The sequence below is a fragment of the Veillonella ratti genome, assembly GCF_003992115.1.
GTDB classification, from domain to species: Bacteria; Bacillota; Negativicutes; order Veillonellales; family Veillonellaceae; genus Veillonella_A; species Veillonella_A ratti.
Map to the genome: position 1 here is coordinate 1 of NZ_RQUX01000028.1, position 22,557 is coordinate 22,557.

25 protein-coding genes are annotated in these 22,557 nt (G+C 43.4%); 3 read left to right on the forward strand and 22 right to left on the reverse strand.

The annotated features are described in order from the left end of the window. Positions 1-502: 502 nt before the first annotated feature. The 22 genes from EO124_RS09670 to EO124_RS09775 form a co-directional block, all read right to left on the reverse strand. Complete coding sequence (locus tag EO124_RS09670; protein WP_127059336.1) at positions 503-892, reverse strand: hypothetical protein; 390 nt, start codon at positions 890-892, stop codon at positions 503-505. A 280-nt stretch (positions 893-1,172) separates the two neighbouring features. Then, positions 1,173-2,444 carry an MFS transporter gene (locus tag EO124_RS09675; RefSeq protein WP_241230705.1) on the reverse strand — a complete coding sequence of 424 codons (1,272 nt, stop codon included), beginning with the start codon at positions 2,442-2,444 and terminating at the stop codon, positions 1,173-1,175. A 246-nt stretch (positions 2,445-2,690) separates the two neighbouring features. Further along, positions 2,691-3,593, reverse strand: coding sequence for a protein translocase subunit SecF (gene secF, locus EO124_RS09680; RefSeq protein WP_127059337.1), 903 nt, complete (start codon positions 3,591-3,593; stop codon positions 2,691-2,693). Then, a complete protein-coding gene (secD, locus tag EO124_RS09685) occupies positions 3,593-4,849 on the reverse strand; it encodes a protein translocase subunit SecD (protein WP_127059338.1) in 1,257 nt (418 codons plus the stop codon). The genes secF and secD overlap by 1 nt, the downstream gene beginning before the upstream one ends. Positions 4,850-4,949: 100 nt before the next feature. Further along, positions 4,950-5,513: a 5-formyltetrahydrofolate cyclo-ligase gene (locus EO124_RS09690; RefSeq protein WP_241230706.1), complete on the reverse strand. Its 564-nt coding sequence runs from the start codon at positions 5,511-5,513 to the stop codon at positions 4,950-4,952. 1 nt (position 5,514) lies between these two features. Beyond that, on the reverse strand, positions 5,515-5,796 hold the full coding sequence (gene yajC / locus EO124_RS09695) for a preprotein translocase subunit YajC (protein ID WP_021840941.1): 282 nt from the start codon (positions 5,794-5,796) through the stop codon (positions 5,515-5,517). Between the two features lie 51 nt (positions 5,797-5,847). Further along, positions 5,848-6,957, reverse strand: a complete 1,110-nt coding sequence (gene tgt, locus EO124_RS09700) for a tRNA guanosine(34) transglycosylase Tgt (RefSeq protein ID WP_127059339.1) — start codon at positions 6,955-6,957, stop codon at positions 5,848-5,850. A gap of 127 nt (positions 6,958-7,084) precedes the next feature. Continuing rightward, positions 7,085-8,107, reverse strand: a complete 1,023-nt coding sequence (queA, locus tag EO124_RS09705) for a tRNA preQ1(34) S-adenosylmethionine ribosyltransferase-isomerase QueA (RefSeq protein WP_127059340.1) — start codon at positions 8,105-8,107, stop codon at positions 7,085-7,087. Positions 8,108-8,206: 99 nt separating this feature from the next. Further along, positions 8,207-9,730: a SpoIID/LytB domain-containing protein gene (locus EO124_RS09710; RefSeq protein ID WP_241230707.1), complete on the reverse strand. Its 1,524-nt coding sequence runs from the start codon at positions 9,728-9,730 to the stop codon at positions 8,207-8,209. After that, positions 9,727-10,776 (reverse strand): Holliday junction branch migration DNA helicase RuvB, encoded by a 1,050-nt coding sequence (ruvB, locus tag EO124_RS09715; protein ID WP_127059341.1) that lies wholly within the window; start codon positions 10,774-10,776, stop codon positions 9,727-9,729. The genes EO124_RS09710 and ruvB overlap by 4 nt, the downstream gene beginning before the upstream one ends. 2 nt (positions 10,777-10,778) lie before the next feature. Next, entirely contained in the window at positions 10,779-11,387 is a 609-nt protein-coding gene (gene ruvA / locus EO124_RS09720; protein ID WP_127059342.1) for a Holliday junction branch migration protein RuvA, read from the reverse strand. A gap of 22 nt (positions 11,388-11,409) precedes the next feature. After that, a complete protein-coding gene (ruvC, locus tag EO124_RS09725; RefSeq protein WP_021840935.1) occupies positions 11,410-11,910 on the reverse strand; it encodes a crossover junction endodeoxyribonuclease RuvC in 501 nt (166 codons plus the stop codon). Positions 11,911-12,074: 164 nt separating this feature from the next. Then, entirely contained in the window at positions 12,075-12,800 is a 726-nt protein-coding gene (locus tag EO124_RS09730; protein WP_127059343.1) for a gamma-glutamyl-gamma-aminobutyrate hydrolase family protein, read from the reverse strand. A gap of 144 nt (positions 12,801-12,944) precedes the next feature. Beyond that, positions 12,945-13,739, reverse strand: a complete 795-nt coding sequence (trmD, locus tag EO124_RS09735; RefSeq protein ID WP_127059344.1) for a tRNA (guanosine(37)-N1)-methyltransferase TrmD — start codon at positions 13,737-13,739, stop codon at positions 12,945-12,947. Positions 13,740-13,795: 56 nt separating this feature from the next. Further along, a complete protein-coding gene (gene rimM, locus EO124_RS09740) occupies positions 13,796-14,293 on the reverse strand; it encodes a ribosome maturation factor RimM (protein ID WP_021840932.1) in 498 nt (165 codons plus the stop codon). After that, the gene (locus tag EO124_RS09745) at positions 14,293-14,700 is read right to left on the reverse strand and encodes a YlqD family protein (RefSeq protein WP_021840931.1); all 408 of its coding nucleotides are present in this window, start codon (positions 14,698-14,700) and stop codon (positions 14,293-14,295) included. The genes rimM and EO124_RS09745 overlap by 1 nt, the downstream gene beginning before the upstream one ends. Before the next feature lie 13 nt (positions 14,701-14,713). Next, positions 14,714-14,941 carry a KH domain-containing protein gene (locus tag EO124_RS09750; RefSeq protein ID WP_006556455.1) on the reverse strand — a complete coding sequence of 76 codons (228 nt, stop codon included), beginning with the start codon at positions 14,939-14,941 and terminating at the stop codon, positions 14,714-14,716. 21 nt (positions 14,942-14,962) lie between these two features. Continuing rightward, positions 14,963-15,226: a 30S ribosomal protein S16 gene (gene rpsP / locus EO124_RS09755; protein ID WP_021840930.1), complete on the reverse strand. Its 264-nt coding sequence runs from the start codon at positions 15,224-15,226 to the stop codon at positions 14,963-14,965. Between the two features lie 36 nt (positions 15,227-15,262). Further along, positions 15,263-16,621, reverse strand: a complete 1,359-nt coding sequence (gene ffh, locus EO124_RS09760; protein ID WP_021840929.1) for a signal recognition particle protein — start codon at positions 16,619-16,621, stop codon at positions 15,263-15,265. A 1-nt stretch (position 16,622) separates the two neighbouring features. After that, positions 16,623-16,973 (reverse strand): putative DNA-binding protein, encoded by a 351-nt coding sequence (locus tag EO124_RS09765; protein ID WP_127059345.1) that lies wholly within the window; start codon positions 16,971-16,973, stop codon positions 16,623-16,625. 567 nt (positions 16,974-17,540) lie between these two features. Continuing rightward, entirely contained in the window at positions 17,541-19,709 is a 2,169-nt protein-coding gene (locus tag EO124_RS09770; RefSeq protein WP_127059346.1) for a heavy metal translocating P-type ATPase, read from the reverse strand. A 110-nt stretch (positions 19,710-19,819) separates the two neighbouring features. Then, entirely contained in the window at positions 19,820-20,089 is a 270-nt protein-coding gene (locus EO124_RS09775; RefSeq protein WP_127059347.1) for a metal-sensitive transcriptional regulator, read from the reverse strand. 315 nt (positions 20,090-20,404) lie between these two features. On the opposite strand from EO124_RS09775, the gene EO124_RS09780 reads away from it, so the two are divergent. The 3 genes from EO124_RS09780 to EO124_RS09790 all read left to right on the forward strand — a co-directional run bounded on the left by EO124_RS09780 (position 20,405) and on the right by EO124_RS09790 (position 22,491). After that, complete coding sequence (locus EO124_RS09780) at positions 20,405-21,037, forward strand: YigZ family protein (protein ID WP_127059348.1); 633 nt, start codon at positions 20,405-20,407, stop codon at positions 21,035-21,037. A gap of 138 nt (positions 21,038-21,175) precedes the next feature. Next, positions 21,176-22,066, forward strand: a complete 891-nt coding sequence (locus tag EO124_RS09785; protein WP_127059349.1) for a LysR family transcriptional regulator — start codon at positions 21,176-21,178, stop codon at positions 22,064-22,066. 146 nt (positions 22,067-22,212) lie between these two features. Beyond that, complete coding sequence (locus EO124_RS09790; RefSeq protein WP_127059350.1) at positions 22,213-22,491, forward strand: thioredoxin domain-containing protein; 279 nt, start codon at positions 22,213-22,215, stop codon at positions 22,489-22,491. Positions 22,492-22,557 lie beyond the last annotated feature (66 nt).

Here is a 22,557-nt window from a genome sequence, read left to right on the forward strand (position 1 = left end):
CTAGCTCGTTTTCGTTGTTTGTCAGCTTAACCGAAGTTATCTGACCTAGAATTTATTTGGTTGGTTTCAACGTTGTTGAAACCCGCACTCTGGCTATGTTCATTTCGTTAAAAATGATTACCTTACATTGTTCAATTTTCAAAGATCTGCTCGCTTAATCTTCATTGCACTTAGTGCATTTCAGATTTGCGATTCAGTCACCGTCATCTCTGACGGTTTTTATATTGTAACACCGTTGTTTTATTCTGTCAACAACTTTTTTACAAGTTATTTACGAGATTTAAACATTCAGGCTACTCACAACACTCTGTGTTGTTTGTCGTCTTCAACTGACGACTTGATTATCTTACCAAATTATTGCGGATTACGTCAACCCCTATTTTAAAATTTTTTCAAAAAATTTTAAAATAAGAAATATAATAGCCGACGCCCCACAGGCAATCGGCTATGTATTCTTAATAATTTACTTTATTGTATTCTGTACATTGCTGTGCGTAAGAAACTATTTCTTCCCCCACACGAGGTAGAACAACTCTTCACCCATACTGCCTTCCGGAATTGTATCTACGGTATTATCAAAATAAAACTCGTCCGCTGCATATGGCGTGCCATCAGCATGGAAAGGTTTTACATCTAATGTTTGCATAGTGTAGTTAATACGATTTATACGAACCAACTCTAAATAATGTTCGCCATTAGTTTCATTTACACGAATCCACATGGTAGCTACTCGATCATCTTTTACAACCGAGCTATTATCTACCGAGTATTGTTCGCCTTCAGTATTTTCACCCAAGTAGTACCAATCAGCTGCATTTACTTCAAATGTACCACCCAAGTTTAACATGCCCAATACACCTAACGTTAAAACTGCACTTTTCCAAATTTTCATACGCTCCACCTCTTTTTCAAAATAACTATACACTAACACAAAATAGAAAATGATTCTCTACTAAATATAATATAGTAAAAAATCAACTTCATCAACTAATTTTCTAAATTTTATCTCAAAAAGTGATTAAGCATAATGTGTAGTTATAAAAAAAGAAGCCATAACTGATATATAGCTTAATACTAAATACGATGACAACTCGTTATACAACAAAAACCGCAACAATTAGTAATATAACTATTATCTAATGTTGCGGTTTATTGATTATAACTATTATATTTTACGCCAAACGTTGATAAAAACGTTTCACATAGAAGTGATAAATTAGAAGCCCCACAATGGCGATGGCAGCATTAAGTTGATACATCAATTCAAAGCCGACCCAGCCGATGACTAAACTCAAAAGAGCTGAGCCTAAACCTACACCAATGTCCAACGACAAGAAGTACGTTGCATTAGCCGCACCGGCTCGTTCCGGAGCGGCCGCTTGAACGCCTAAAGTTTGGAAGGCCGGACTAATGGCACCATAGCCGAGACCGATAATCGGTGCTGATGCAATAATCCACCATGGCGTAGTAGCCAGACTTAATATGACAATGCCAATACCATAAAGAAGAAAACCCGGATAAATTAATATATTGGCACCTAACTGGTCAAAAGCACGACCTACCCACGGACGGGTCACTACAATGGTTAAGGCATATAATACAAAAAAGATACTGGCCATTGTGCCCTGACCCATCTCAGTGAGCATAATCGGTACGAAAACCAGTACACCGGAATAGGTAAAACTGATAAAAACACCGATAATAGCCCATGGCAAGGTAGTGCGCTCAAAGAAACGATCAAAATTCCAAGGACGTTTTTTTGCCAATTGCGGCAAAGCCAAAGACTCATCGAGCTGTTTACGATTTACCACATAAAAACTCAACAAGGCACAAAGACTTAAAAAGATAAAATAGGCATTCTTATCCCACAAATCCAGAATGGTCAGCCCTAAAAACGGTCCGACAACCATGGCTACATTAACGAATACAGAAAAATAACCAATTCCTTCCCCTTTACGATGTTTTGGCAGTACCAAAACGGCCACCGCCGCTACCGCCGTCGTACCGACAGCAAAAATCATACCGTGCAATAAACGTAAAAAGAAGATTAAATCCATAGACTGTGTAAAATTAAACGCTATCATAATGAGCAGGAAAATCCCGGTCGTCGCAAACAAGACCTTCCGCTTGTCAAAACCGTCGATGATTTCACCGGCAAAGGGACGACAAAGAATCGTACCGATCTGGAAATACGTCATAGCCATACCGGCTTGGAAGGCAGTCCCGCCGTAGCCCCCTGTAATAATCAAAGGTAAACCCGCAATCAATATATATTGGCTCATATAGTAGAGACAACTACTTAACCCACAGCCAAGGAATTCTGCTGACCAGATTTTGCCTTCTTCCGTTGCCTGCTGTTGATTCGTTGACATCATATCCCCCATATCATGAGTACTCCCTGCATTAGTTTGTTGAGTACTATTTTTTTGTCCGTCCTGACCCATAGACATCTCCTTCCTTTTTCGCTATTATCACGCCAGTATAGTATTCCCTAACGAAAGACTATTAAAACTTGGTTGTCATATCACAGTTATGCTTTTGGCTATATTTAATGAGTCCCGTTCTTTTCGGTAACTCATAAAGTACAAATAAAACACAGTAGCCTCGAAAGACTACTGTGTTAATTATATTACTTATACGATTATACTACCGTTCGCATTATATAGCCACACTAATTTTATGTATTACAATTAATTAGCTTTAACGGCATTACGCATATCTTTTTTGTTGCTGCTCTTCCAAATAGCCCAAATAGAAGTAGCTACGCAAATGGAAGAGTACGCACCACTTACGAAACCGACAATCATACAGAGAGCAAAGTTTTTAGTTGTATCGCCACCGAAGAAGTAGAGCGAACAACAAGCAAACAATACTGTTGTTAAAGTATAGCAACTACGGTGAATACTTTGCGCAATACTTGCATTCGCCAAGTCCGCAAAGGTATCGGAACGTTTGTGGGTATGTGTGTTTTCACGAATACGGTCGAAGATAACTACCGATTCGTTCATGGAGTAACCGATTACCGTCAAAATAGCGGCCAAGAAGGACGCATCGATTTCCAACTGGAAGAAGGAAAATACGCCGAGTACCATGATAAGGTCATGGAAAATAGCAGCCAACGAGGAGAAGGCAATCTTATATTCAAAACGGAATGAAATGTAAGCAGCCAATACCAAGAAGGCAATCGCCAAGTTAATGAGCGCATGTTCCGTAACTTCCGAGCCGATAACGGCCCCTACGGATTCCACACGTTTTACTTCATTCTGGCCTACATTTTTATTTAAGCTTTCAACAATGGCTGCGCTTTCATTGGCATCGAGGTTACGGGTACGAATGATAACGTCCTTACCGGATGTTTCATTGCTTTCGCCGGACAACTGAATAACGGCATTTTCCAAGTTGAACTGTTTCAAATCTTCACGAACTTGCGCAACCTGTACCGGCTGATTAAATACTACTTCTACAATGGTACCACCGGTATAGTCGATACCGAAGTTAAAACCGCGTACGAAGATAGACACAAGACTGGCAATAACCAAGAGAGAAGACAAAGTGAACCACCAACGATGGTGTTTAATAACGTCAAAACGCATTATTTTTTGCCTCCTTTCTTGTAAAGTTCCATGGTTGCGGTTGGCGACACATTAGCACCATACCAGAACGGATGATTCGTCAAATTACATTCAATCAACATCCGCAATAAATAACGGCTTACAAATACGGCCGTAACCATACTGATAGCAACACCGAGACCGAGGGTGATAGCGAAACCACGCACCGGACCGGAACCAAGCACAAACAAGATGGCAGCCGTAATCATAACGGACATGTTCGCATCCACGATTGTGGCGAGGGCACGACGGAAACCGGACTCCATAGACATGCGCAAAGTTTTACCAACCTGAACTTCTTCTTTAAAGCGTTCGAAAATCAGGATATTCGCATCCACCGCGACGCCCATGGAGAGGATAATACCGGCAATCCCCGGCAGGGTTAAGGTCGCCTGCAAGAAATGCAATACGGCCAACAATAATAATACGTAAATGAGAAGCGCTGTGGTCGCTACGAAACCGGATACACGGTACAATACCAACATAAACGCTACGATAAGACCGATACCTACGGCAAAGGCTGTTACCGACTTATCTTTGGAGTCCTGACCAAGTGTCGGACCTACGGTACGAACTTCCAATACATTAACTTTTACAGGCAATGCACCGGAACGAAGCAAAATCGCAAGGTTTTTAGCTTCATCTAACGTCTTACTACCGGTGATTACGGCTTTACCGCCTGTAATCGGTTCGTTAACTACAGGGTTTGTTAATTGTTCTCCATCAAGATAAATCCCGATGTGACGACCCACATTCATAGTTGTCAAATCAGCGAATTTCTTAGCCCCTTCATCGGTAAACTCAATAGCTACCATGAACTGCTTATTCTGACCGATCTGTTCTTTCGCATCTTTTAAATCATTACCGGTTAAATGAACTGTGCCATTTTCATCCTTAAATTCCATAACCGCTGTTTTACCAATGGTTTTAATGGCTTGGTCCGGATCTTTAACACCCGGTAATTCGATAATGATACGTTTTTTACCTTCACGCTGAATTAATGGTTCAGCCAAACCCATTTCGTTGATACGACGTTCAAGAATCTGTCTGGCTCGTTCTACCGCATCATCAGTTACTTTGTTCTCACCCGCATCTTCTGCTTCGAGAACAATGTGAGTACCACCTTGCAAGTCAAGACCTTGTTTTATCGATTGTGCCAAAGGCCCAATAAAATAAATAAAGGCTGCAAAGATCAAGACAATAACTGCAAGAAATTTTGCAAGTGCCTTCCCGTTCAAAAAAATTCCCCCTCCTTAAATCGCCAGGGCAGCCACTATTCGTCAATAAATTGAAACGTAATAGCAGTATAAAATGATTTCACATAATTAAGATACATAATTATTTAAATGTTAAAACGCGCTCGTCCGTAATTAACCCGGCGAGGCGTTTATCATGCGCTTCCATAGGAATCTCATCGGATACAACTTGGATGTCCCAAGCAACGCCGATTAAGCGTTCTTTAGGGACTTTCGCCAAAAATCGGTCATAATAACCGGCCCCCATCCCCATACGGCCACCTTTGGTATCAAAAGCTACGCCGGGAACTAAAATTAAATCCAGTTCATTAGGCGCCGCCGTTTCATAAGGTTCATTAGGAATGCGTATATGAAGGACGCCTGTTTTCACGTCATCAAGGCGTGTTAACCGAGCTGCAATCATTTCGGTTTTAGATACGCAAACCGGCACAAAGACCGCTTTGCCATCTGCCAAAGCATGTGCAACCAGAGTATCAAGATTAGCCTCTTTCGGCATCGCCAAATAGGCCATTACGGAGTGAGCTTTTTTATATTCGGCTGATTCCATAATGTGTTTGCACAGTGCCTCAGCCCGCGTTTTGCATTCACTGTCAGACATGGCTTGGCGCCTTGCTTTAAAAGCAAGGCGCATTGTATGCTTATCCATATTATTTGTCATCTTTGCCAAGCACATGAGCTACGCTGGAACGAGCTAATTTGATTTCAACTTTTTCAGCGATTTGAAGCATAATTGCATCGTCAGTCAAAGCATTGATTGTACCGTAAATACCACCGATAGTCACAATTTTCTGACCTTTTTTCAAACTGTTCAAAAGTTCGTTACGAGCTTTCTGTTGCTTTTTCTGTGGACGATATAAAAGGAAATAGAAAATTACAACCATTAATAATATCGGCCAACCGGCTTGAAATAACTGTTCTAAATCTGCCACTGTCTGTTCACCTCCAAAAAAACATATATATCTTTCAACGTCTAGTGTCCCCTATTTTTTATAACCGGCCCAAAATTCATCACGAAAAGCCGGGAATCGGTCTTCCAAAATAGCGGCGCGCATTTGACGCATGAAATTCAATAAGAAATACAAATTATGATACGACACCAAACGGAAAGCCAAAATTTCTTCCGCCTTGTATAAATGTCGAATATAAGCACGAGAATAATTGCGGCAAGTATAGCACTGACAGCCGTCTTCCAACGGGCCCCAATCATGAGCGTACGTAGCGTTTTTAATAACTACACGACCATTATGAGTCATGGCCATACCGTTACGCGCTACACGCGTCGGGAATACGCAGTCAAACATGTCTACCCCGCGAGCCACACCTTCCACCAAACAATCCGGTGTGCCAACGCCCATCAAATAACGAGCCTTATTAGTCGGTAATAATGGCGTTGTGTGATCCAAGATATCGTACATCAAATCGTGCGGTTCCCCAACGGATAAACCGCCGATACTGTAACCGTCAAAGTCCATAGCCACCAATTCTTTGGCACTACGGGTTCGTAAATCTTTATACATACCGCCCTGAACGATACCGAACATGCCTTGGGTCGGCGATGTGTGCGCCTTGCGGCAACGCTCCGCCCAACGAGTGGTACGCGCCGTAGAACGATCCGCATAGGCATAATCAGCCGGATACGGAATACATTCATCAAAAGCCATCGCTATATCGGCACCTAATTGCTCCTGTACTTTAGTAGCAATTTCAGGTGATAAAAACTTCTTGGAACCATCGATGTGGGAACGGAAGGCTACCCCTTCTTCGGTAATTTTACGCAAATCACCGAGACTGAAAACCTGGAACCCGCCACTGTCGGTCAGGATACCGCCATCCCAATTCATAAAGCGATGTAAACCGCCCGCCTCTTCTACAAGGTCCGGACCGGGACGCAAGAACAAATGATAGGTATTGCTCAAAATAATCTGGGCGCCCATCTCTTTTAATTCTTCCGGCGACATGGTTTTAACCGTTGCCTGTGTGCCTACCGGCATAAACATAGGTGTTTTAAATGTACCGTGCGGCGTATGTAAAAGCCCCGCCCGTGCACCGGTATGGGGACATTCTTTTTGTAATTCATAGGTAATAACCAAGCATATCCTCCTATCTAGTTGCAACCTGTCAAGTACATATTATAGCACAAAATATTTAACGAATAAACATAACATCGCGTTGCCTGACTGTTAACAATCAAGCGAAGTATGTTATGTCGCCAATCTGTTAGCGAATAAACATGGCATCGCCAAAGCTGAAGAAGCGATACCGTTCCTTAACCGCTTCTTTATAAGCAGCTAAGCAATGCTCTCTGCCCGCCAACGCACTAATGAGCATGAGTAACGTTGATTGAGGAAGATGAAAATTCGTTATAAGAGCATCTACCATCTTATATTCATAGCCGGGATAGATGAAAATCTGCGTCCAATCGTGACCGGCCTGAAGAACGCCATTCTTCGTGGCCGATTCCAAGGTACGCACCGAAGTAGTCCCTACAGCCACAATGCGCTTACCGGCGGCTTTAGCGTCATTAATAATTTTAGCCGTTTCCGCCGTTACCACATAATATTCACTGTGCATTTCATGGTCTTCAATCGTTTCTTCCGAAACGGGACGGAACGTACCGAGCCCTACATGAAGGGTTACAAAGGCCAAAGTAACACCTTTGGCTTTTAAGCGTTCCAATAATTCCGGCGTAAAATGAAGCCCCGCCGTAGGTGCGGCAGCCGAACCTTTTTCACGAGCATACACCGTCTGATAACGGTCTTTATCTTCTAATTTTTCATGGATATATGGCGGCAACGGCATTTCGCCGATTTCCTGAATAATATCGTCGAAAACACCTTGTGCCGTAAATTCAATGATACGACCGCCAAAGCTTGTTTTATCCAATACTTTACCGGTCAAGCGGTCATCGAATACCAACTCCTGACCAATCGGGCATTTTTTACCCGGTTTGACCAAGCATTCCCACTTATTTTCACCACAAGGCGTGAGGAGCAATACTTCTACTTTGCCGCCACTGCCCTGTCGATGACCATATAAACGAGCGGGAATTACTTTCGTATCGTTGAAGACCAACACATCATTGTCGGATAATTCGTCAACGATGTCATAAAAATGATCCTTGTGAGCCACTTCGCCGGTCACCTTATCAAGGAGCATAAGACGCGATGTATCACGCGGTTCCACCGGATGCTGAGCAATCAGCTCTTCCGGCAATTCATAATCAAAATCTGTTACCTTCATGGTAAAACTTCCTTCTTTCAAACTGTAGTTAATACGTTTTTTGAGATTACGCGTATTTCCTATCTGTCAGGCTTAGCTATGCATGCTAATTGAGACAAATTAATACGCTTTATCTATAGTCACACCCGTATAATAGTGCGTTAAAATCGTTTTGTAATAATCCTTAGCCGACGTAAGTGCTTTCGCCGCCATAGCCGCTGCGCCCCACTGAGACAAGCCTAAACCATGGCCCCAGCCATAACCGCGAATCGAAACGGTATCAGTCGCCTTTTTAAACGTGTGATAAGCTTTTGGATTTTTAAAACTATCCGCCGTAGACGGCACTTTCACGTTTACGTAGAAATCAAACAAGGTGGATTTCAAGCCGAATATTTTCATAATCGTCTCGCCCGTCAAAGTGAGCGTCTTTTTATTACCTACAAAATCCGCCGTCATAACTCGACCAGACACACCGCGGTCAGCAAATTTCATAGGTCGCTGGCGCAAGGTACTGAGTTTAATTTCTTTAAGGGTGCCCACATCTTTACCGGCCGCACGCAACTTCGCTTCCATTTCGGCCCGCGTAAGTTTAACGGTCCAAGCAAAGCTGTCGCCGCTTTGTTTGTAATCGGCATAATCCTTAACGCCGCGCAAATATGGCACATTACTGCCCCACACATTTTCACTGTTTTCCGTGTAACCGCCGGCATTGGAGTGGAACAAGGCTTCAATAGGTTGTCCCTTATACTGTACAACCATGCCCTTCGTATCATCTACGGCTTTAGTGGTACTGTTAAATTCGGCAGCCTGACCATTATAAACCTGATGATTCGTGGTTGGCTGCACATCGTAAGCTTTGGCGGCACTTTGTTTCATATTATATAAAGCATAAGTACGCGCTGCTACGGCCTGTGCTTTTAACGCTTCCTGCGGCCAGCTTGGCGATACTTCTGCCGGCACCACGCCATACAAATACTCTTCAATAGATACTTCATTAATGAGCATCATACCGCCTGACGAAGTAGGCACAATTTTAATGGCGCCACGATACGGTTTACTATCCAGCAAAATAGTGCCTTCCACATTACCTTGCCACGATTTAATATAGGCAGAACCGTCTACGGTTTTACCATTTACCGTAACTTTATTATTTTTAACGCCGATTGTTACGGTGTCCGTAGCGGCAAATTTGGCAAACGGTGATTTATTGCTCGTATACACCGCCAACTGGCCGCTGCCGGCTACAGGCCAAGTACTGCTGCGTGTCGCCAATAAAACACGAATGGCCGGAATATTAGCTTGCTGAGGCGTATTAAAGGCCGGCACTTTCGTGGACTTAGAGTTTGAAGCGGTAGCATTGTTTTTCGTATCAGTAGCTTTTGCAACACTCTTACTTTCCGACTTCGTAGTAATCGTAGTAGTTTTCGTCGTAGTTACCGTATGGGTATCTTTATTCGCCTTCGTTACCACCGTTGTCGTCGATTTAGTTTCTTTTATCGGTGTTTTAATCGTCGTAGTCGTCGTTGTCGACTCAGACCCTTCTTTAGTGACCGTCACACTGGCCGCCCACACGGGCGCAACCGATGTCATCAAACAGCTTAAAACGGATGCCAAAATTACACGATTTACTGCTCTCAATCTCATAAATCCCCCTGATTAGACGCATTGGCATTGGGATTGGTAATTCCCAAATGGTCATAGGCTAACTGCGTCGCCATACGCCCGCGACTTGTGCGAATCAAAAAGCCCAATTGCATCAAATACGGTTCATACACATCTTCGATGGTATCGCGCTCTTCACTGGTAGCCGCCGCAATCGTATCGATGCCGACAGGGCCACCGTTAAATTTCTCAATAATTGTTTTTAAAATTACCCGGTCTACCCGATCGAGTCCCAATTGATCAATGTCTAAACGCTGTAAAGCATCATCGGCAATAATATTGGTAATTTCACCATCCCCCAACACTTGCGCCACATCGCGGACACGCTTCAACAAGCGGTTCGCAATACGCGGGGTTCCCCGGGAACGACGGGCAATTTCAGCAGCGCCGGTATCGGTAATCTTTGTATTCAATACTTCCGCCGCCCGTTTTACGATGAATTCCAACTCATCCTGTTTGTAATATTCCAAATGATTAATAATACCGAAACGATCGCGTAACGGTCCCGAAAGGGCTCCCGCCTTAGTGGTAGCGCCGACTAAGGTAAACGGTCTTAAATCGATGCGCACCGAACGGGCGCTTGGTCCCTTCCCGACTATGATATCCAAGGAATAATCTTCCATAGCAGAATACAACACTTCTTCCACCGTACGGGATAAGCGATGTATTTCATCGATGAATAATACATCATGGTCCTGCAAATTACTGAGGAGCGCCGCCAAATCGCCGGAACGTTCAATGGCCGGTCCGGATGTAATGCGGAAGTTTACGCCCATTTCATTAGCAATAATGCCGGCCAAGGTAGTTTTACCAAGCCCCGGCGGTCCGTATAACAAAACATGGTCAAGCGCTTCTTTACGCTCTTTCGCCGCTTGAATATATACTTTTAAATTATTTTTTACATCCGTTTGGCCAATGTATTCGTGCAAGTAGCGCGGTCGCAAGGAGAACTGCCAAGTGTCGCCACTTTGTTCTTCTTTCCCCACCACGCGGCTTTGACTGTCAACCACACGTATTTCTTCTTTCATGACTACCTACCCTTTCCCAATTCAGATAATACGTCGCGTATCAATGTCGCCACATCTCGCTCACCATTATCCAATTGAGTGAGTATATCAACAAATTCCGATTCCCGATAGCCCAAGGCCATTAATGCTTCCGCCGCCTCACCGGCAATGCCGGTTTGCGCAGCATGTACCGCCGTATCCAGGGCCGCCTGAGGGGCCGGTGCCGTCGTAAATTTACCGATTTTATCTTTTAATTCGAGCACCAAACGCTCGGCCGATTTTTTACCGATACCGGGAAGCTTCGTAAGTGTTCCCAATTCGCCATTCATAATGGCCACTTTAATGCCATCCACGGACAGTCCGGACAAAATACCGAGCCCCACTTTCGGCCCGATACCGGACACGGAAATCAGCAAAGTAAAAAGATCATATTCGTCTTGTGTAGCAAATCCATAGAGCTGAATCGCATCTTCGCGAACACTCATATGAGTATATAATAACGCTTCCTGTCCTTCTATTAACGCATCGCGGGTTGTTCCTGAAATATATACGCGATAACCTACACCATGCACATCAATAAAACAGGAGCCTTGAAAAATCTGATTAATGATACCACGAAGAAAACCTATCATGAACTACTGCCTCCTACAAAATCTATAACTGCAAACGGCGCCGTAAGTCATCGCCATGGGAGCTGTGAGCGGTACAAATGGCAATGGCCAAAGCATCGGCCGTATCATCGGGCTTAATTTTTTCACGAATCCCGAGCATATTCATAGTCATATAAATAACCTGCTCTTTAGTTGCACGACCATAGCCTACTACGGCCTGCTTAACCTGTAGCGGCGTATACTCATAAATAGGGATGCGCCGTTGGCTGGCGGCCAATAAAATGACGCCCCTCGCCTGTCCTACGGCAATGGCGGTCGTTACATTGCGATTAAAAAACAATTGTTCTACGCCAAATTTATCGGGCCGGTATTCTTCCAAAATATCACTTAAATCATTGAATAATATTTCAAGCCGCATGGCATCCGTGTCCTGCGGCGTGGTTGTAATACAGCCGTAAGCAACGGGTTGCAGCCGACTGCCGTCCACGTCGATAATGCCATAACCGCAAATAGCGGTGCCCGGGTCTATACCTATAATTCGCATAATAATCTCCTTCTAAAACTATCTATCTTTTTATTATAGCATTTATAGAACTATAGACCAAACAGATTAGCGAATTAATCACAGTCTATGAGTCATCTTCACTATCGTTCAAGCCCGCTATTATTAAAACAAGTCCGTTATGATTAAAAGTAAGTTTTCCTGTATTACATGCGTTCCTTAACTTTTGACACAAACGCTTCAAAAAGAGCATACATATCTTCGTGTTCACGCCACATATTTTCAGGATGCCACTGTACGCCTACTACAGACGCATCATTGTTTTCAATGCCTTCCACAATGCCGTCGGGACTGGTAGCCGTTACTTTCAATGAAGGAGCAACCTCACGAATCGCCTGATGATGGCGGGAATTAACCAAAGTATTTAACCCTAACACAGCATGTAAAAAGCTGTCCTTAGCCACGGTTATACTGTGAGTAGGATAACCGCCGGGCGCTTTTTGGGAATGCTTAATATACGAATCCGGGCACTGCGTTTTGATGTCTTGATACAAATCACCGCCTAATGCTACGTTGATGATTTGCGCCCCTTTACAGATACCCAAAATGGGTTTACGCACCTTAACGGTAGCCTGAATCAATTCACGCTCAAACACATCCCGTTTATAATTCACCATACCGATTTCACGACGTGGTTCTTCACCGAATAAATGAGGATCTACATCGGGTCCGCCATGAACAATAAGACCATCATATAATTCAAAATAGTCTTCACCGATGGCGTTCGGTACATCCGGTAAAATAAACGGAATACATCCCAATGCACTGAGCACTTCTACCAGCTCACGAGATACATACGGTGCTCGTTGTAAATTGGTGCTGTTCGTAGCATCCATATAAGTGTCGGCCGTAATTGCAATGCGTGGTTTCATAGCAGTCCCTCATTTCTAAAAACGTAAACTTCGGGCAAACAGGTAAATCAAGTTGGCTTAGCTGTAAGCGCCTTTAAAGCCTGCCGTCCGTCAAACTATCATTACATACATTATACAAAAAAGGCCTATGAAATTTCCACCTGTTTATGGTTTCCATAGACCTTGTTTTTCCAATTCTTTAATTGCCCGTTTTTCATCATCTGTAAGTTCGCGTTCCAATAAATCCGGACGCAAACGGCGAGTTCGCAATAAGGCCTGCTGTAAGCGCCATGTAGCTATGTTTTTGTGATGACCGCTGCGCAATACTTCCGGAACCTCCCAGTCGCGAAAAACCGGTGGTTTAGTGTACTGCGGCCCTTCCAAAATAGGCCTGTAGAAGGAATCTTCAATCGCCCCCGAAGCAGCCCCCAGAACACCCGGAATCATGCGCGCTACCGCATCAGCCACAACCATGGCCGGCAATTCACCGCCGGTAAGCACAAAGTCGCCGATGGAAATCGTTTCATCGATTAAATGCTCTTCCACGCGATAGTCAACGCCTTCATAATGACCGCAAATGAGTACCAACTGGTCATAAGTCGCCAGTTCACGTGCCTTGGCCTGATTAAAAGTAGTGCCCGTAGGCCCCAAGAAAATAACCCGTTTTCGCAGCTCTTGAGCAGGTTCGTTCGCTTCAGCTGATTCTGGTGCATCAACCTGTTCCGCTGTTTTTGCCAATACATGCTCCACAGCTTCAAAAATGGGTGGCGCCATCATGAGCATACCGGCCCCGCCCCCATAAGGTGTATCATCCACTTGATTATGCTTATTGTGAGCAAAATCACGGGGATTCGTTACTTCCATAGTAAGGCGTTCGGCAGCCATAGCTCGCTTAATAATAGAATGATCAAAAAAAGCAGCAAAGAACTCAGGGAATAAAGAAATAATGTCAATTCTCATAGTATCACATTATCCTTTCCGGCCAAAGCCACTTCACCTAAGTCTCGGCTGCTCTATTAAATCCATTCCGGCGGGTCGGCAATAATCTTACCGCCTTCAACATCAATATCTAAAATTACATGTTCCAACACAGGTAATAATAAATCAGGCTGACCTTCCTGTTTGACTACATATACATCATTGGCACCCGGTTGCAATACATCGGACACGGTACCCAGTACATGGCCCTTTGTATCTTCTACGGTTAAGCCGATGATATCAAAAATGTAGTAACGACCTTCCGGCAATTCCACCAACTGATCGCGAGGAACTTGAATTTCCTTGCGAGCCATCAATTCGGCAGCATTACGATCCGGCACTTCTTTAAAAGTCGCCAAAATAAATTGTTTATGATAACGAGCGGATGTGATGTGGTATTCTTTACCATCAATGTAGCAGGCATCCATCGTCAAAAACCGATCGGGAAAATCGGTCTGCGGCATTATACGAAGATCACCCCGCACACCGTGCGGGGCAACAATAACGCCTATGGTAATCAGCTCATTCCGATCCATTATTTACGGAAAGCGACAATTTTGCCGTCTTCGAGCAAAATTTCAGAACCCATTAAAGCATCGAGGTCATCCCCAACTTTAACCGTAATGGTCTGTTCCATAGTGCCCTGACTAATTTCAGAACCAAGTTCAAGCTTTTCCGCATCCTTTAATTTGGCTGCTACGTCCGCCTTAAAGTTTAAACGTTTTTGCTTTTCTTCTTCAATCTGCTGACGTAATTGAATAAGACCTTGCGCATCGATTTTAGCTTGTTCACTGAGTAAACGTTTAGCTTGGAATTCGATTTGCTGTAAGTCTTGTTCAACAAGATCCAAACGCTGCTGAAGATCGGCAATAAGCTTAGCTTTGAGCCCTTCTGTAACTTTCGATTTGATAGCTACAGGAACACGTACTGTCATTTCTTCCATGTTTTCTCACCCTTTAGACAATATCAACGGATATTTTTTTGTTTTCTTTAATAGCTGCTGCTTTTGCGACAGCTCGGATTGCTTTAGCAATTCTGCCCTGCTTTCCAATAACCTTACCCATGTCTTCAGGTGCCACGTGAACTTCATAGACTTCCACATCACCTTTTACGGTCACGGTAACAGAAACGGCTTCAGGCTGCTTAACCAATGACTTCGCAATTAATGTAATTAATTCTTTCATCACAGTATGCCTCTCTATGAATTACTTCTTAGCATCAGCAAATTTCTGCATAACACCGTGCTGTTTGAAAAGGGAACGAACAGTGTCGGTTGGTTGTGCACCATTACCTAACCAAGTCAAAGCTTTTTCTTCATCAATGTTGATAACAGCCGGGGACTTAGTAGCGTCGTACTGACCGATAGTGTCTACCGGACGACCTTCACGAGGAGCACGGGAATCGGCTACAACGATACGATAGAATGGAGCTTTTTTAGCGCCCAAGCGAGTTAAACGAATTTTTAACATGTATATTTCACCTCCTTGTAAGAATATCTTCTATGATCAACCCATAAACGGTAAGTTTGGCAGTTTAGGTAACATACCTTTTTTACCTTTACGCATAGATCCCATTTTTTTCATCATCTTCTGAGCTTCTTCAAACTGCTTGATTAAGCGGTTTACATCCTGCACACGAGTGCCGGAGCCCATAGCGATGCGTTTACGGCGAGAGCCGTTCAATATTTTAGGATTCGTCTTTTCTTGAGGCGTCATCGATTGGATAATCGCTTCAATACGACGAATTTCTTTACTATCTAAATCTATATCTTTTAATTGATCTTTAACTTTGCCCATGCCGGGAATCAAGCCCAATAAATCTTGGAATTTCCCCATTTTACGGACTTGGTTCATTTGCTTCAGAAAATCATCCAGCGTGAATTCGTTACGCCGCATTTTATCGGCCAACTCTTTCGCTTCTTCCTCATTTACCAGTTCCTTGGTTCTATCAATCAAAGCCCCCAAGTCACCGAGGTCGAGGATACGGGATGCCATGCCTTCCGGTCTGAATTCTTCGAGACCGTCCATCTTTTCGCTGGTACCCATAAATTTAATGGGGCGACCGGTTACGGATTTAATGGATAAGGCGGCCCCGCCTTTGGCGTCACCGTCAAGCTTCGTCATGACAACGCCGTCAATGCCGAGACGTTCGTTAAAAGTCTTCGCCGTCTGAACCGCATCCTGACCAATCATGGCATCTACAACGAGGAGAATTTCATGAGGTCGTACGGACTGTTTGATGTTAACTAATTCCGTCATGAGAACTTCGTCAATCGCCAAACGACCGGCCGTATCGATAATAACTACATCTTTAAGCATGGACGTGCTCGCCGCGATGGCGTCACGCGCAATATTTACAGGATTGGCACCCGGCGTTTCATCGGCAAACACAGGAATATCAATCTGTTTACCAACTACCTGCAACTGTTTAATAGCGGCCGGACGATACACGTCGGCAGCTACCAACATTGGATGCTTACCTTTCTTACGTAAGTAAACGGCTAATTTACCGGCCGTTGTCGTTTTACCGGCCCCTTGCAAACCAACCAGCATAATCACTGTCGGCGGTTTGGAAGAAATGGTAATTCCACTCTGTACGCCACCCAACAGGTCGGTCAATTCGTCTTTAACGATTTTAATAACTGTCTGTACCGGATTCAAGTTCCCGTAGATTTCCTGACCGATGGCTTTTTCTTTAATGTTATTGATAAAATCTTTAACAACGCCTAAGTTTACGTCCGCTTCAATCATGGCTAAGCGCACTTGACGCAGGGCTTGCTTCAGATCATCTTCTTCAATTTTACCTTTACCTTTTAGGGATTTCAAAGCCTCTTCCAGTTTTTGGGTTAAATTCTCAAAAGCCATCCTACCCCTCCATCTGTGCAACTAATTGATATAATATATTGGTGGAAGTGCGAAACTCATCTCGACCCACACTTGCTTTCAATCTGTCTAATTCACTACGCATGGCACTCATCAAACGTTCTCGTTCTTCATACTGAGCCACCAAGTGCAGCCTGCTTTCATACATTTCCAATAATTGTCTGGCTCGCTGCATATTGTCATATACAGCCTGGCGCGATACGCCCATTTCCTCGGCAATCTCCGCCAAAGACATGTCATCTTCATGATGCAGAACCAAACATTGGCGCTGACGCTCCGTCAAAAGAGCGCCATAGAAGTCTAACAGCAAGCTAATCAAAACTCTTTCTTCCATGTCAACTCACTCCTTCACGGTGTCAAGCTAAAAAACTTTACACGTTATTCTAACAGAGTTAATATGCCCTGTCAAGGATTTTTCCTTAACAAGTAAAATAAACAGAAAAACACCACGATGCTCGCTTCATCGTGGTGCTTTTCTTTCTCGGTAGTGAATATTGAATTTTTATCTCTATTAGCGTACAGTTTGCAGCGCTCGCTAATACGGAGATTAGAAAATCGACTGAAAAACTGCTCGCTTCAGTCCCCCAGCTTCGTTCTCTAGAGATAGTATATACCTCTCGCTCCATTTAGTAAAATTGCCTCTTTTTATATCTGTTATTACGAAAAGTAATAAAGTCTTTAATTAAGTAGAACCTTAATCTATATTGATAAATGCCGTTGTTTCAGACTTGTTATCTTCTTTTATGTTAACTGAAGATAAAAACACAAGGTTAACCAATAATGAAAAATCGAGGTTAATTAAGATTAACCTCGATTTACGGAATTCACTTCAACATAGTCTTATTTATTTTTACTTTTTACTGCCCTCACTTTAAACCACCTAAATCAATGTTACCGATTATCAGTTAAGTTTAGCTCTTTTTAAACGAAGGGCATTCGTAACAACCGTTACGGAGCTGAAAGCCATAGCGGTACCGGCTACGATTGGCGTGAGCATACCGATAGCGGCCAATGGAATACCGAGGCTGTTAAAAATAAGCGCCCAGAAGAGGTTCTGACGAATATTCGTCATTGTCTTACGGCTTAAGGTTACGGCCTGAACCAAGGTGTTCAAATCGTTACGAACAAGCACGATATCAGCCGCTTCAACGGCAATATCCGTACCGTTACCGATGGCAAAACCGATATCAGCCAAAGTCAAGGCCGGTGCATCATTGATACCGTCACCAACCATACCCACAACTTTACCGGATTTACGCAATTCATCAATCTTACCGGCTTTATCTTGAGGCAATACTTCCGCCATAACATGGGTAATCCCCACTTTGTCGGCTATATATTGAGCGGTACGACGGTTATCACCGGTGAGCATCCAAACTTCGATGCCGCGACTCTGTAATGTCTTAATTACTTCCGGAACTTCCGGACGAACTTCATCTTCTACAGCCCATAACGCTCTGATTTCACCGCCTACGGCTAAGAGCGATACGGAAGCGCCTCGTTCTTCTTCGGCGAGTACGGCTTTTTCAATCGTTTCATTCATATACCCTAAGGACTGCATCCAGCGGCTGTGACCTAATTGAACCATCTGGTTATCTACCACAGCTTCAAGACCATGACCGGGCACTTCTTTAAAACCGGTAACATTCGGCAATACACCGTTGCCCAATTCAGTAGTACCGTAAGCGGCCATAGCTTTGGCAATCGGATGGGTAGTCAAACCTTCGATAGCGGTCATGATACCGGTATTTTCTTTGGCATCACCGGAGAAGTTAACAGTTTTACTTACCATCAAGGTACCTTTAGTGATAGTACCGGTTTTATCCAATACGATGGCATTTAATTTCCCCGCACGTTCAAGAAATTCGGCACTCTTAATTAAAATACCGTGTTCAGCACCCAAACCGGAGCCTACCATGATCGAGGTTGGGGTGGCCAAACCTAAGGCACAAGGACAGGCGATAACCAATACGGCCGTACCGTGCATGAGGGCTACGCCCCAAGTGGAATCAAAACCGAAGTACCATACGAGAGAGGTTAATACGGCTAAGGCAATAACAGTCGGTACGAAGTAAGCGGCAACGACATCGGCTACACGCTGAATAGATGCTTTAGAGGTCTGGGCTGCTTCTACGACTTTAATAATCTGCGATAACATAGTATCGGAACCGATTTTTTCGGCACGCATTGTGAAAACACCGGTTTCGTTAACGGTAGCACCGATAACTTTGCTGTCCACAGTTTTTTCAACCGGTAAACTTTCACCGGTCAACATGGATTCGTTAACCGCCGATTGACCTTCAATCACAACACCGTCAACCGGAACTTTTTCACCGGCACGAACTTGTAAAATATCGCCCACCTGAACTTCGGCAGTTGGGATATCTACCCACTGACCGTCACGCTGCACGTGAGAAATACTTGGTGTTAAGCCCATCAATTTTTCAAGCGCTTCGGACGTACGACCTTTGGCTACTTCTTCAAGAACCTTACCTAATAAGATGAAGGTAATGAGCCATGCGGATGTTTCAAAGTACATGTCGTGACTGCCTACATACATATTGTAAATACTGAATAAGTAAGCTACCGAAGTACCTAATGCAACCAACACATCCATGGTCAAGGAACCGCTCTTAATAGCGCTCCAAGCACCTTGGTAGAACACGAGGCCCGGACCGAACTGAGCAACCGTAGCCAATACCAATTCTACCCAATGAGGCAACATAGGCCAGCCGAATAAATGGTTACCCATCATGCTGACCATCATCGGAATAGCCATAACGGCGGCAATAATCATACGATATAATTGAGGTTTGTAATTAACTTTTTCAAGCTTCTGAACCCCTTCTTCAGCCAAGGTAGCACCAAAGCCGATGCCCGTGATAGCTTTAATTACATCATCAGGAGTTACCTTGCTGTCATCCGTATAGGTAACACTGCCTTTACGAGTTAAGAGGTTAACCTTTACATCAGCTACACCATCCATACGGCTGACGACTTTTTCAACACGACCGACACAGGCTGCACAGTGCATGCCGGTAATGTCAAATTCATTACTTTTTTGACTCATATATAACACGTCCTTTTTCTCTATCTCAATACTACATCTTCTTAACGGCAAATAACGTTACAAGCATCTAAAACACAATAATACATAATGCTTTATTTATATATGTTACATTATTTATGCAACGATTTATACACGCCCATCAATTCGGTAATGGCATCATCTTCCTTGCCTTTTTTGATGGCATCCACTACACATGAACGAGAATGACTTTCTAACATTAGAAGACCTACTTGGTATAAGGCCGCTCTTACGGCACCAATCTGTTGTAACACTTCTACACAATAGCGATGATCGTCAATCATCTTTTCGATGCCCTCGACCTGGCCTTTAATACGACGTAAACGACGACTTAATTTTTCCACTTCCATATCTGTCAGCATCTTGTTTCCTCCTTACTTCTATCTTAACAGTTACGCTTAAGTAGCTGTACTAACGGAATGCATCAGGGATTTTCATCTCCTTCAGGATACCCCGTGGGGGTATTTCATCTGTATATTATGTTAAACCTTCTCATTAAAAACGTCAACAAGGGGGTATTGTTAAATCCCCAAAAATTCCGTATCATAAAGTAAAAGAAAAATACTTGCCTGAACAAAGCTTTGCAGGCGGTCTCTGAGCCGCTACACTATATCGAAAAACACTATTTTGATAAACTCTATCAATCTTTTTTAAAGATTTTCTAACAGGGGGTATATATGAAATCGTATATTACGGTCGCCAAAGAGCATCGTATTGAATATATTGTCGAAAAATCCCGCTTCATCGCCACCGCGATTCCCTGCGAAACAGAAGAAGAAGCACAGGCCGGTATTGCCCGCATCAACAAAGAATTTTGGGACGCTACCCACAACTGCACGGCCTACGCCTTGGGTCCCGGTCAGGAGCAGCAACGCTCTTCGGATAACGGCGAGCCGTCCGGCACGGCGGGCAAACCGATGCTGGAAGTTTTGAAAAAAACGGGCATTACCAACACCTTAATCGTAGTAACCCGTTATTTCGGCGGTATTAAACTGGGTGCCGGCGGACTCATCAGAGCCTATTCCCACAGTGCGGCCGAAGTGATACACGACGCACCGAAGACCTTATACGCGCCGCGCCAAATCGTATCACTTACTATCGACTACAGCTATTACGGCGCTATTGAACGCTTTTTACAAGAACAGGCTTATCACTACGAATCGGAATTTGCGGAACAGGTAAAACTATTAATTTATGTGGATCCCGATAAAGTCGATTCACTGGAAACAACCATGACCAATCTTACCAACGGTCAACAAGCGTGGGATTTATTGGAATCTAAAATGGTGGCGCTGCCCTATACGGAATAGGCATTGCCTTTGATTTATACCCATGGGGGTAATGACAAATATATCGTACCATAGTACAATATATATTAAACATATAATAAAGTAGTACGCCCAAAACTACATGTCATGACAATCCGACTAAACAAAGGGAGGATTCTCATGGACACATCATATTATTACAATTTTATTATCTTGGTACAAACAGGCAATATGACTCAGGCAGCCAACATCTTACACATCACACAACCGGCTCTGAGCAAACAGCTTAAATATTTGGAAGCCGAATTCGGTACGCCCCTCCTGTATATAAAACGCGGTCAACGAGGGGCTAATTTTCGTCTCACCGAAGCGGGTCGTATCTTCTATGAAAAAGCCCAACAATTATGTGCTATCGAAGAAGCCGCTTACGAAGATGTGAAGCGACTGAATTCGGCTGTAGAAGGGACCTTACGTATCAGCTCATCAGCATCGCGCTCAACGGGACTAATACAACAATACTTACATGCTTTTTCACAAAAATATCCGTCAGTACACTATGAGATTTACGAAGGTCTCATGAGCGATGTTACAGAATCATTATTAAACGGTCGCACAGAAATCGGCTTATGCAATTCACAAATGGTCGACACCAGTCGCTTCGATATTCTCTGTACGCAACCTGAATCGCTCTATGCAGTATTTCGCAATGATGTTTTTTGGAATAATCAAGAAAAAGACAGTCTTACCTGGGAAGAAATCGCCCGCTGCCCGCTCAGTTTATCAGGCGGATCGGTGCGCATGCTCATGCAAAGCGCCAGCCGCTTATTTAATAACTTAAACGTTATCTCTGTTACCACTACAAAGAGTTCTGCCATCGAATGGGCACAACTTGGACGTTCCGTTGCCATTATCCCTATGGATTCTCAAGAAAGAGTACACGGCCGCAAAATGTCGCGCATTTGCTTACCTGAATTATCTACAGGTTTTCACAAGAGCTTTATTATCGTAAAAGGCCATACGCCTTCACTCGTAAGCAAACAATTCTTGGAATTTTACCAAGGAACCATGTAAAAATTGTAAAATTCTATAAATCTGTATATTTCTATATTTATAAAATTGAATATTGAAGCATTTTATGATACACTAAAGGTAGCGGTACAGTAACCGCTACCCCTTTTTAATATTTCATTTTGTTAATACGAAAAGGATAGATAACTATGAAAGAAATTTTAGGATTCCACTTAAATGGTTGCCCTTATTGCAAAAATGCATTCAAAGCCATTGACGAATTAAAAGCAGAAAATCCACAATACAAAGATATTAAAATTAACTGGGTAGAAGATCAGGATGCTCATGAATTATTCAAAACTCATCCGTACGAATACTATCCAAACCTTTGGTTCGACTTGGACAAACAGTACGAAGCTCAGCCTGGCGAATCTTACGAAGAAACTAAACGCTTAATTAAAGCTGTATTCGACAAAGCTGGCCTATAGGACATTTTGAGTTGGTTTTTAGACCGATGAGACTAGTATTTATCTAGTCTTATCGGTCTTTTAAAA

Excerpts from the sequence above, each read along its gene's own strand:
- secF (WP_127059337.1), bottom strand. The coding sequence starts at position 3,593 with ATGCGTTTTGACGTTATTAAACACCATCGTTGGTGGTTCACTTTGTCT.
- EO124_RS09780 (WP_127059348.1), top strand. The coding sequence starts at position 20,405 with ATGAAATCGTATATTACGGTCGCCAAAGAGCATCGTATTGAATATATT.
- EO124_RS09730 (WP_127059343.1), bottom strand. The coding sequence starts at position 12,800 with ATGAAACCACGCATTGCAATTACGGCCGACACTTATATGGATGCTACG.
- ruvB (WP_127059341.1), bottom strand. The coding sequence starts at position 10,776 with ATGAAAGAAGAAATACGTGTGGTTGACAGTCAAAGCCGCGTGGTGGGG.
- EO124_RS09690 (WP_241230706.1), bottom strand. The coding sequence starts at position 5,513 with ATGGATAAGCATACAATGCGCCTTGCTTTTAAAGCAAGGCGCCAAGCC.
- EO124_RS09670 (WP_127059336.1), bottom strand. The coding sequence starts at position 892 with ATGAAAATTTGGAAAAGTGCAGTTTTAACGTTAGGTGTATTGGGCATG.
- ruvC (WP_021840935.1), bottom strand. The coding sequence starts at position 11,910 with ATGCGAATTATAGGTATAGACCCGGGCACCGCTATTTGCGGTTATGGC.
- EO124_RS09710 (WP_241230707.1), bottom strand. The coding sequence starts at position 9,730 with ATGAGATTGAGAGCAGTAAATCGTGTAATTTTGGCATCCGTTTTAAGC.
- ffh (WP_021840929.1), bottom strand. The coding sequence starts at position 16,621 with ATGGCTTTTGAGAATTTAACCCAAAAACTGGAAGAGGCTTTGAAATCC.
- EO124_RS09790 (WP_127059350.1), top strand. The coding sequence starts at position 22,213 with ATGAAAGAAATTTTAGGATTCCACTTAAATGGTTGCCCTTATTGCAAA.
- queA (WP_127059340.1), bottom strand. The coding sequence starts at position 8,107 with ATGAAGGTAACAGATTTTGATTATGAATTGCCGGAAGAGCTGATTGCT.
- EO124_RS09775 (WP_127059347.1), bottom strand. The coding sequence starts at position 20,089 with ATGCTGACAGATATGGAAGTGGAAAAATTAAGTCGTCGTTTACGTCGT.
- EO124_RS09785 (WP_127059349.1), top strand. The coding sequence starts at position 21,176 with ATGGACACATCATATTATTACAATTTTATTATCTTGGTACAAACAGGC.
- rpsP (WP_021840930.1), bottom strand. The coding sequence starts at position 15,226 with ATGTTAAAAATTCGTTTAACTCGCTTGGGCGCTAAAAAAGCTCCATTC.
- rimM (WP_021840932.1), bottom strand. The coding sequence starts at position 14,293 with ATGGATCGGAATGAGCTGATTACCATAGGCGTTATTGTTGCCCCGCAC.
- trmD (WP_127059344.1), bottom strand. The coding sequence starts at position 13,739 with ATGAGAATTGACATTATTTCTTTATTCCCTGAGTTCTTTGCTGCTTTT.
- EO124_RS09750 (WP_006556455.1), bottom strand. The coding sequence starts at position 14,941 with ATGAAAGAATTAATTACATTAATTGCGAAGTCATTGGTTAAGCAGCCT.
- EO124_RS09765 (WP_127059345.1), bottom strand. The coding sequence starts at position 16,973 with ATGGAAGAAAGAGTTTTGATTAGCTTGCTGTTAGACTTCTATGGCGCT.
- EO124_RS09745 (WP_021840931.1), bottom strand. The coding sequence starts at position 14,700 with ATGGAAGAAATGACAGTACGTGTTCCTGTAGCTATCAAATCGAAAGTT.
- EO124_RS09770 (WP_127059346.1), bottom strand. The coding sequence starts at position 19,709 with ATGAGTCAAAAAAGTAATGAATTTGACATTACCGGCATGCACTGTGCA.
- ruvA (WP_127059342.1), bottom strand. The coding sequence starts at position 11,387 with ATGATAGGTTTTCTTCGTGGTATCATTAATCAGATTTTTCAAGGCTCC.
- EO124_RS09675 (WP_241230705.1), bottom strand. The coding sequence starts at position 2,444 with ATGGGTCAGGACGGACAAAAAAATAGTACTCAACAAACTAATGCAGGG.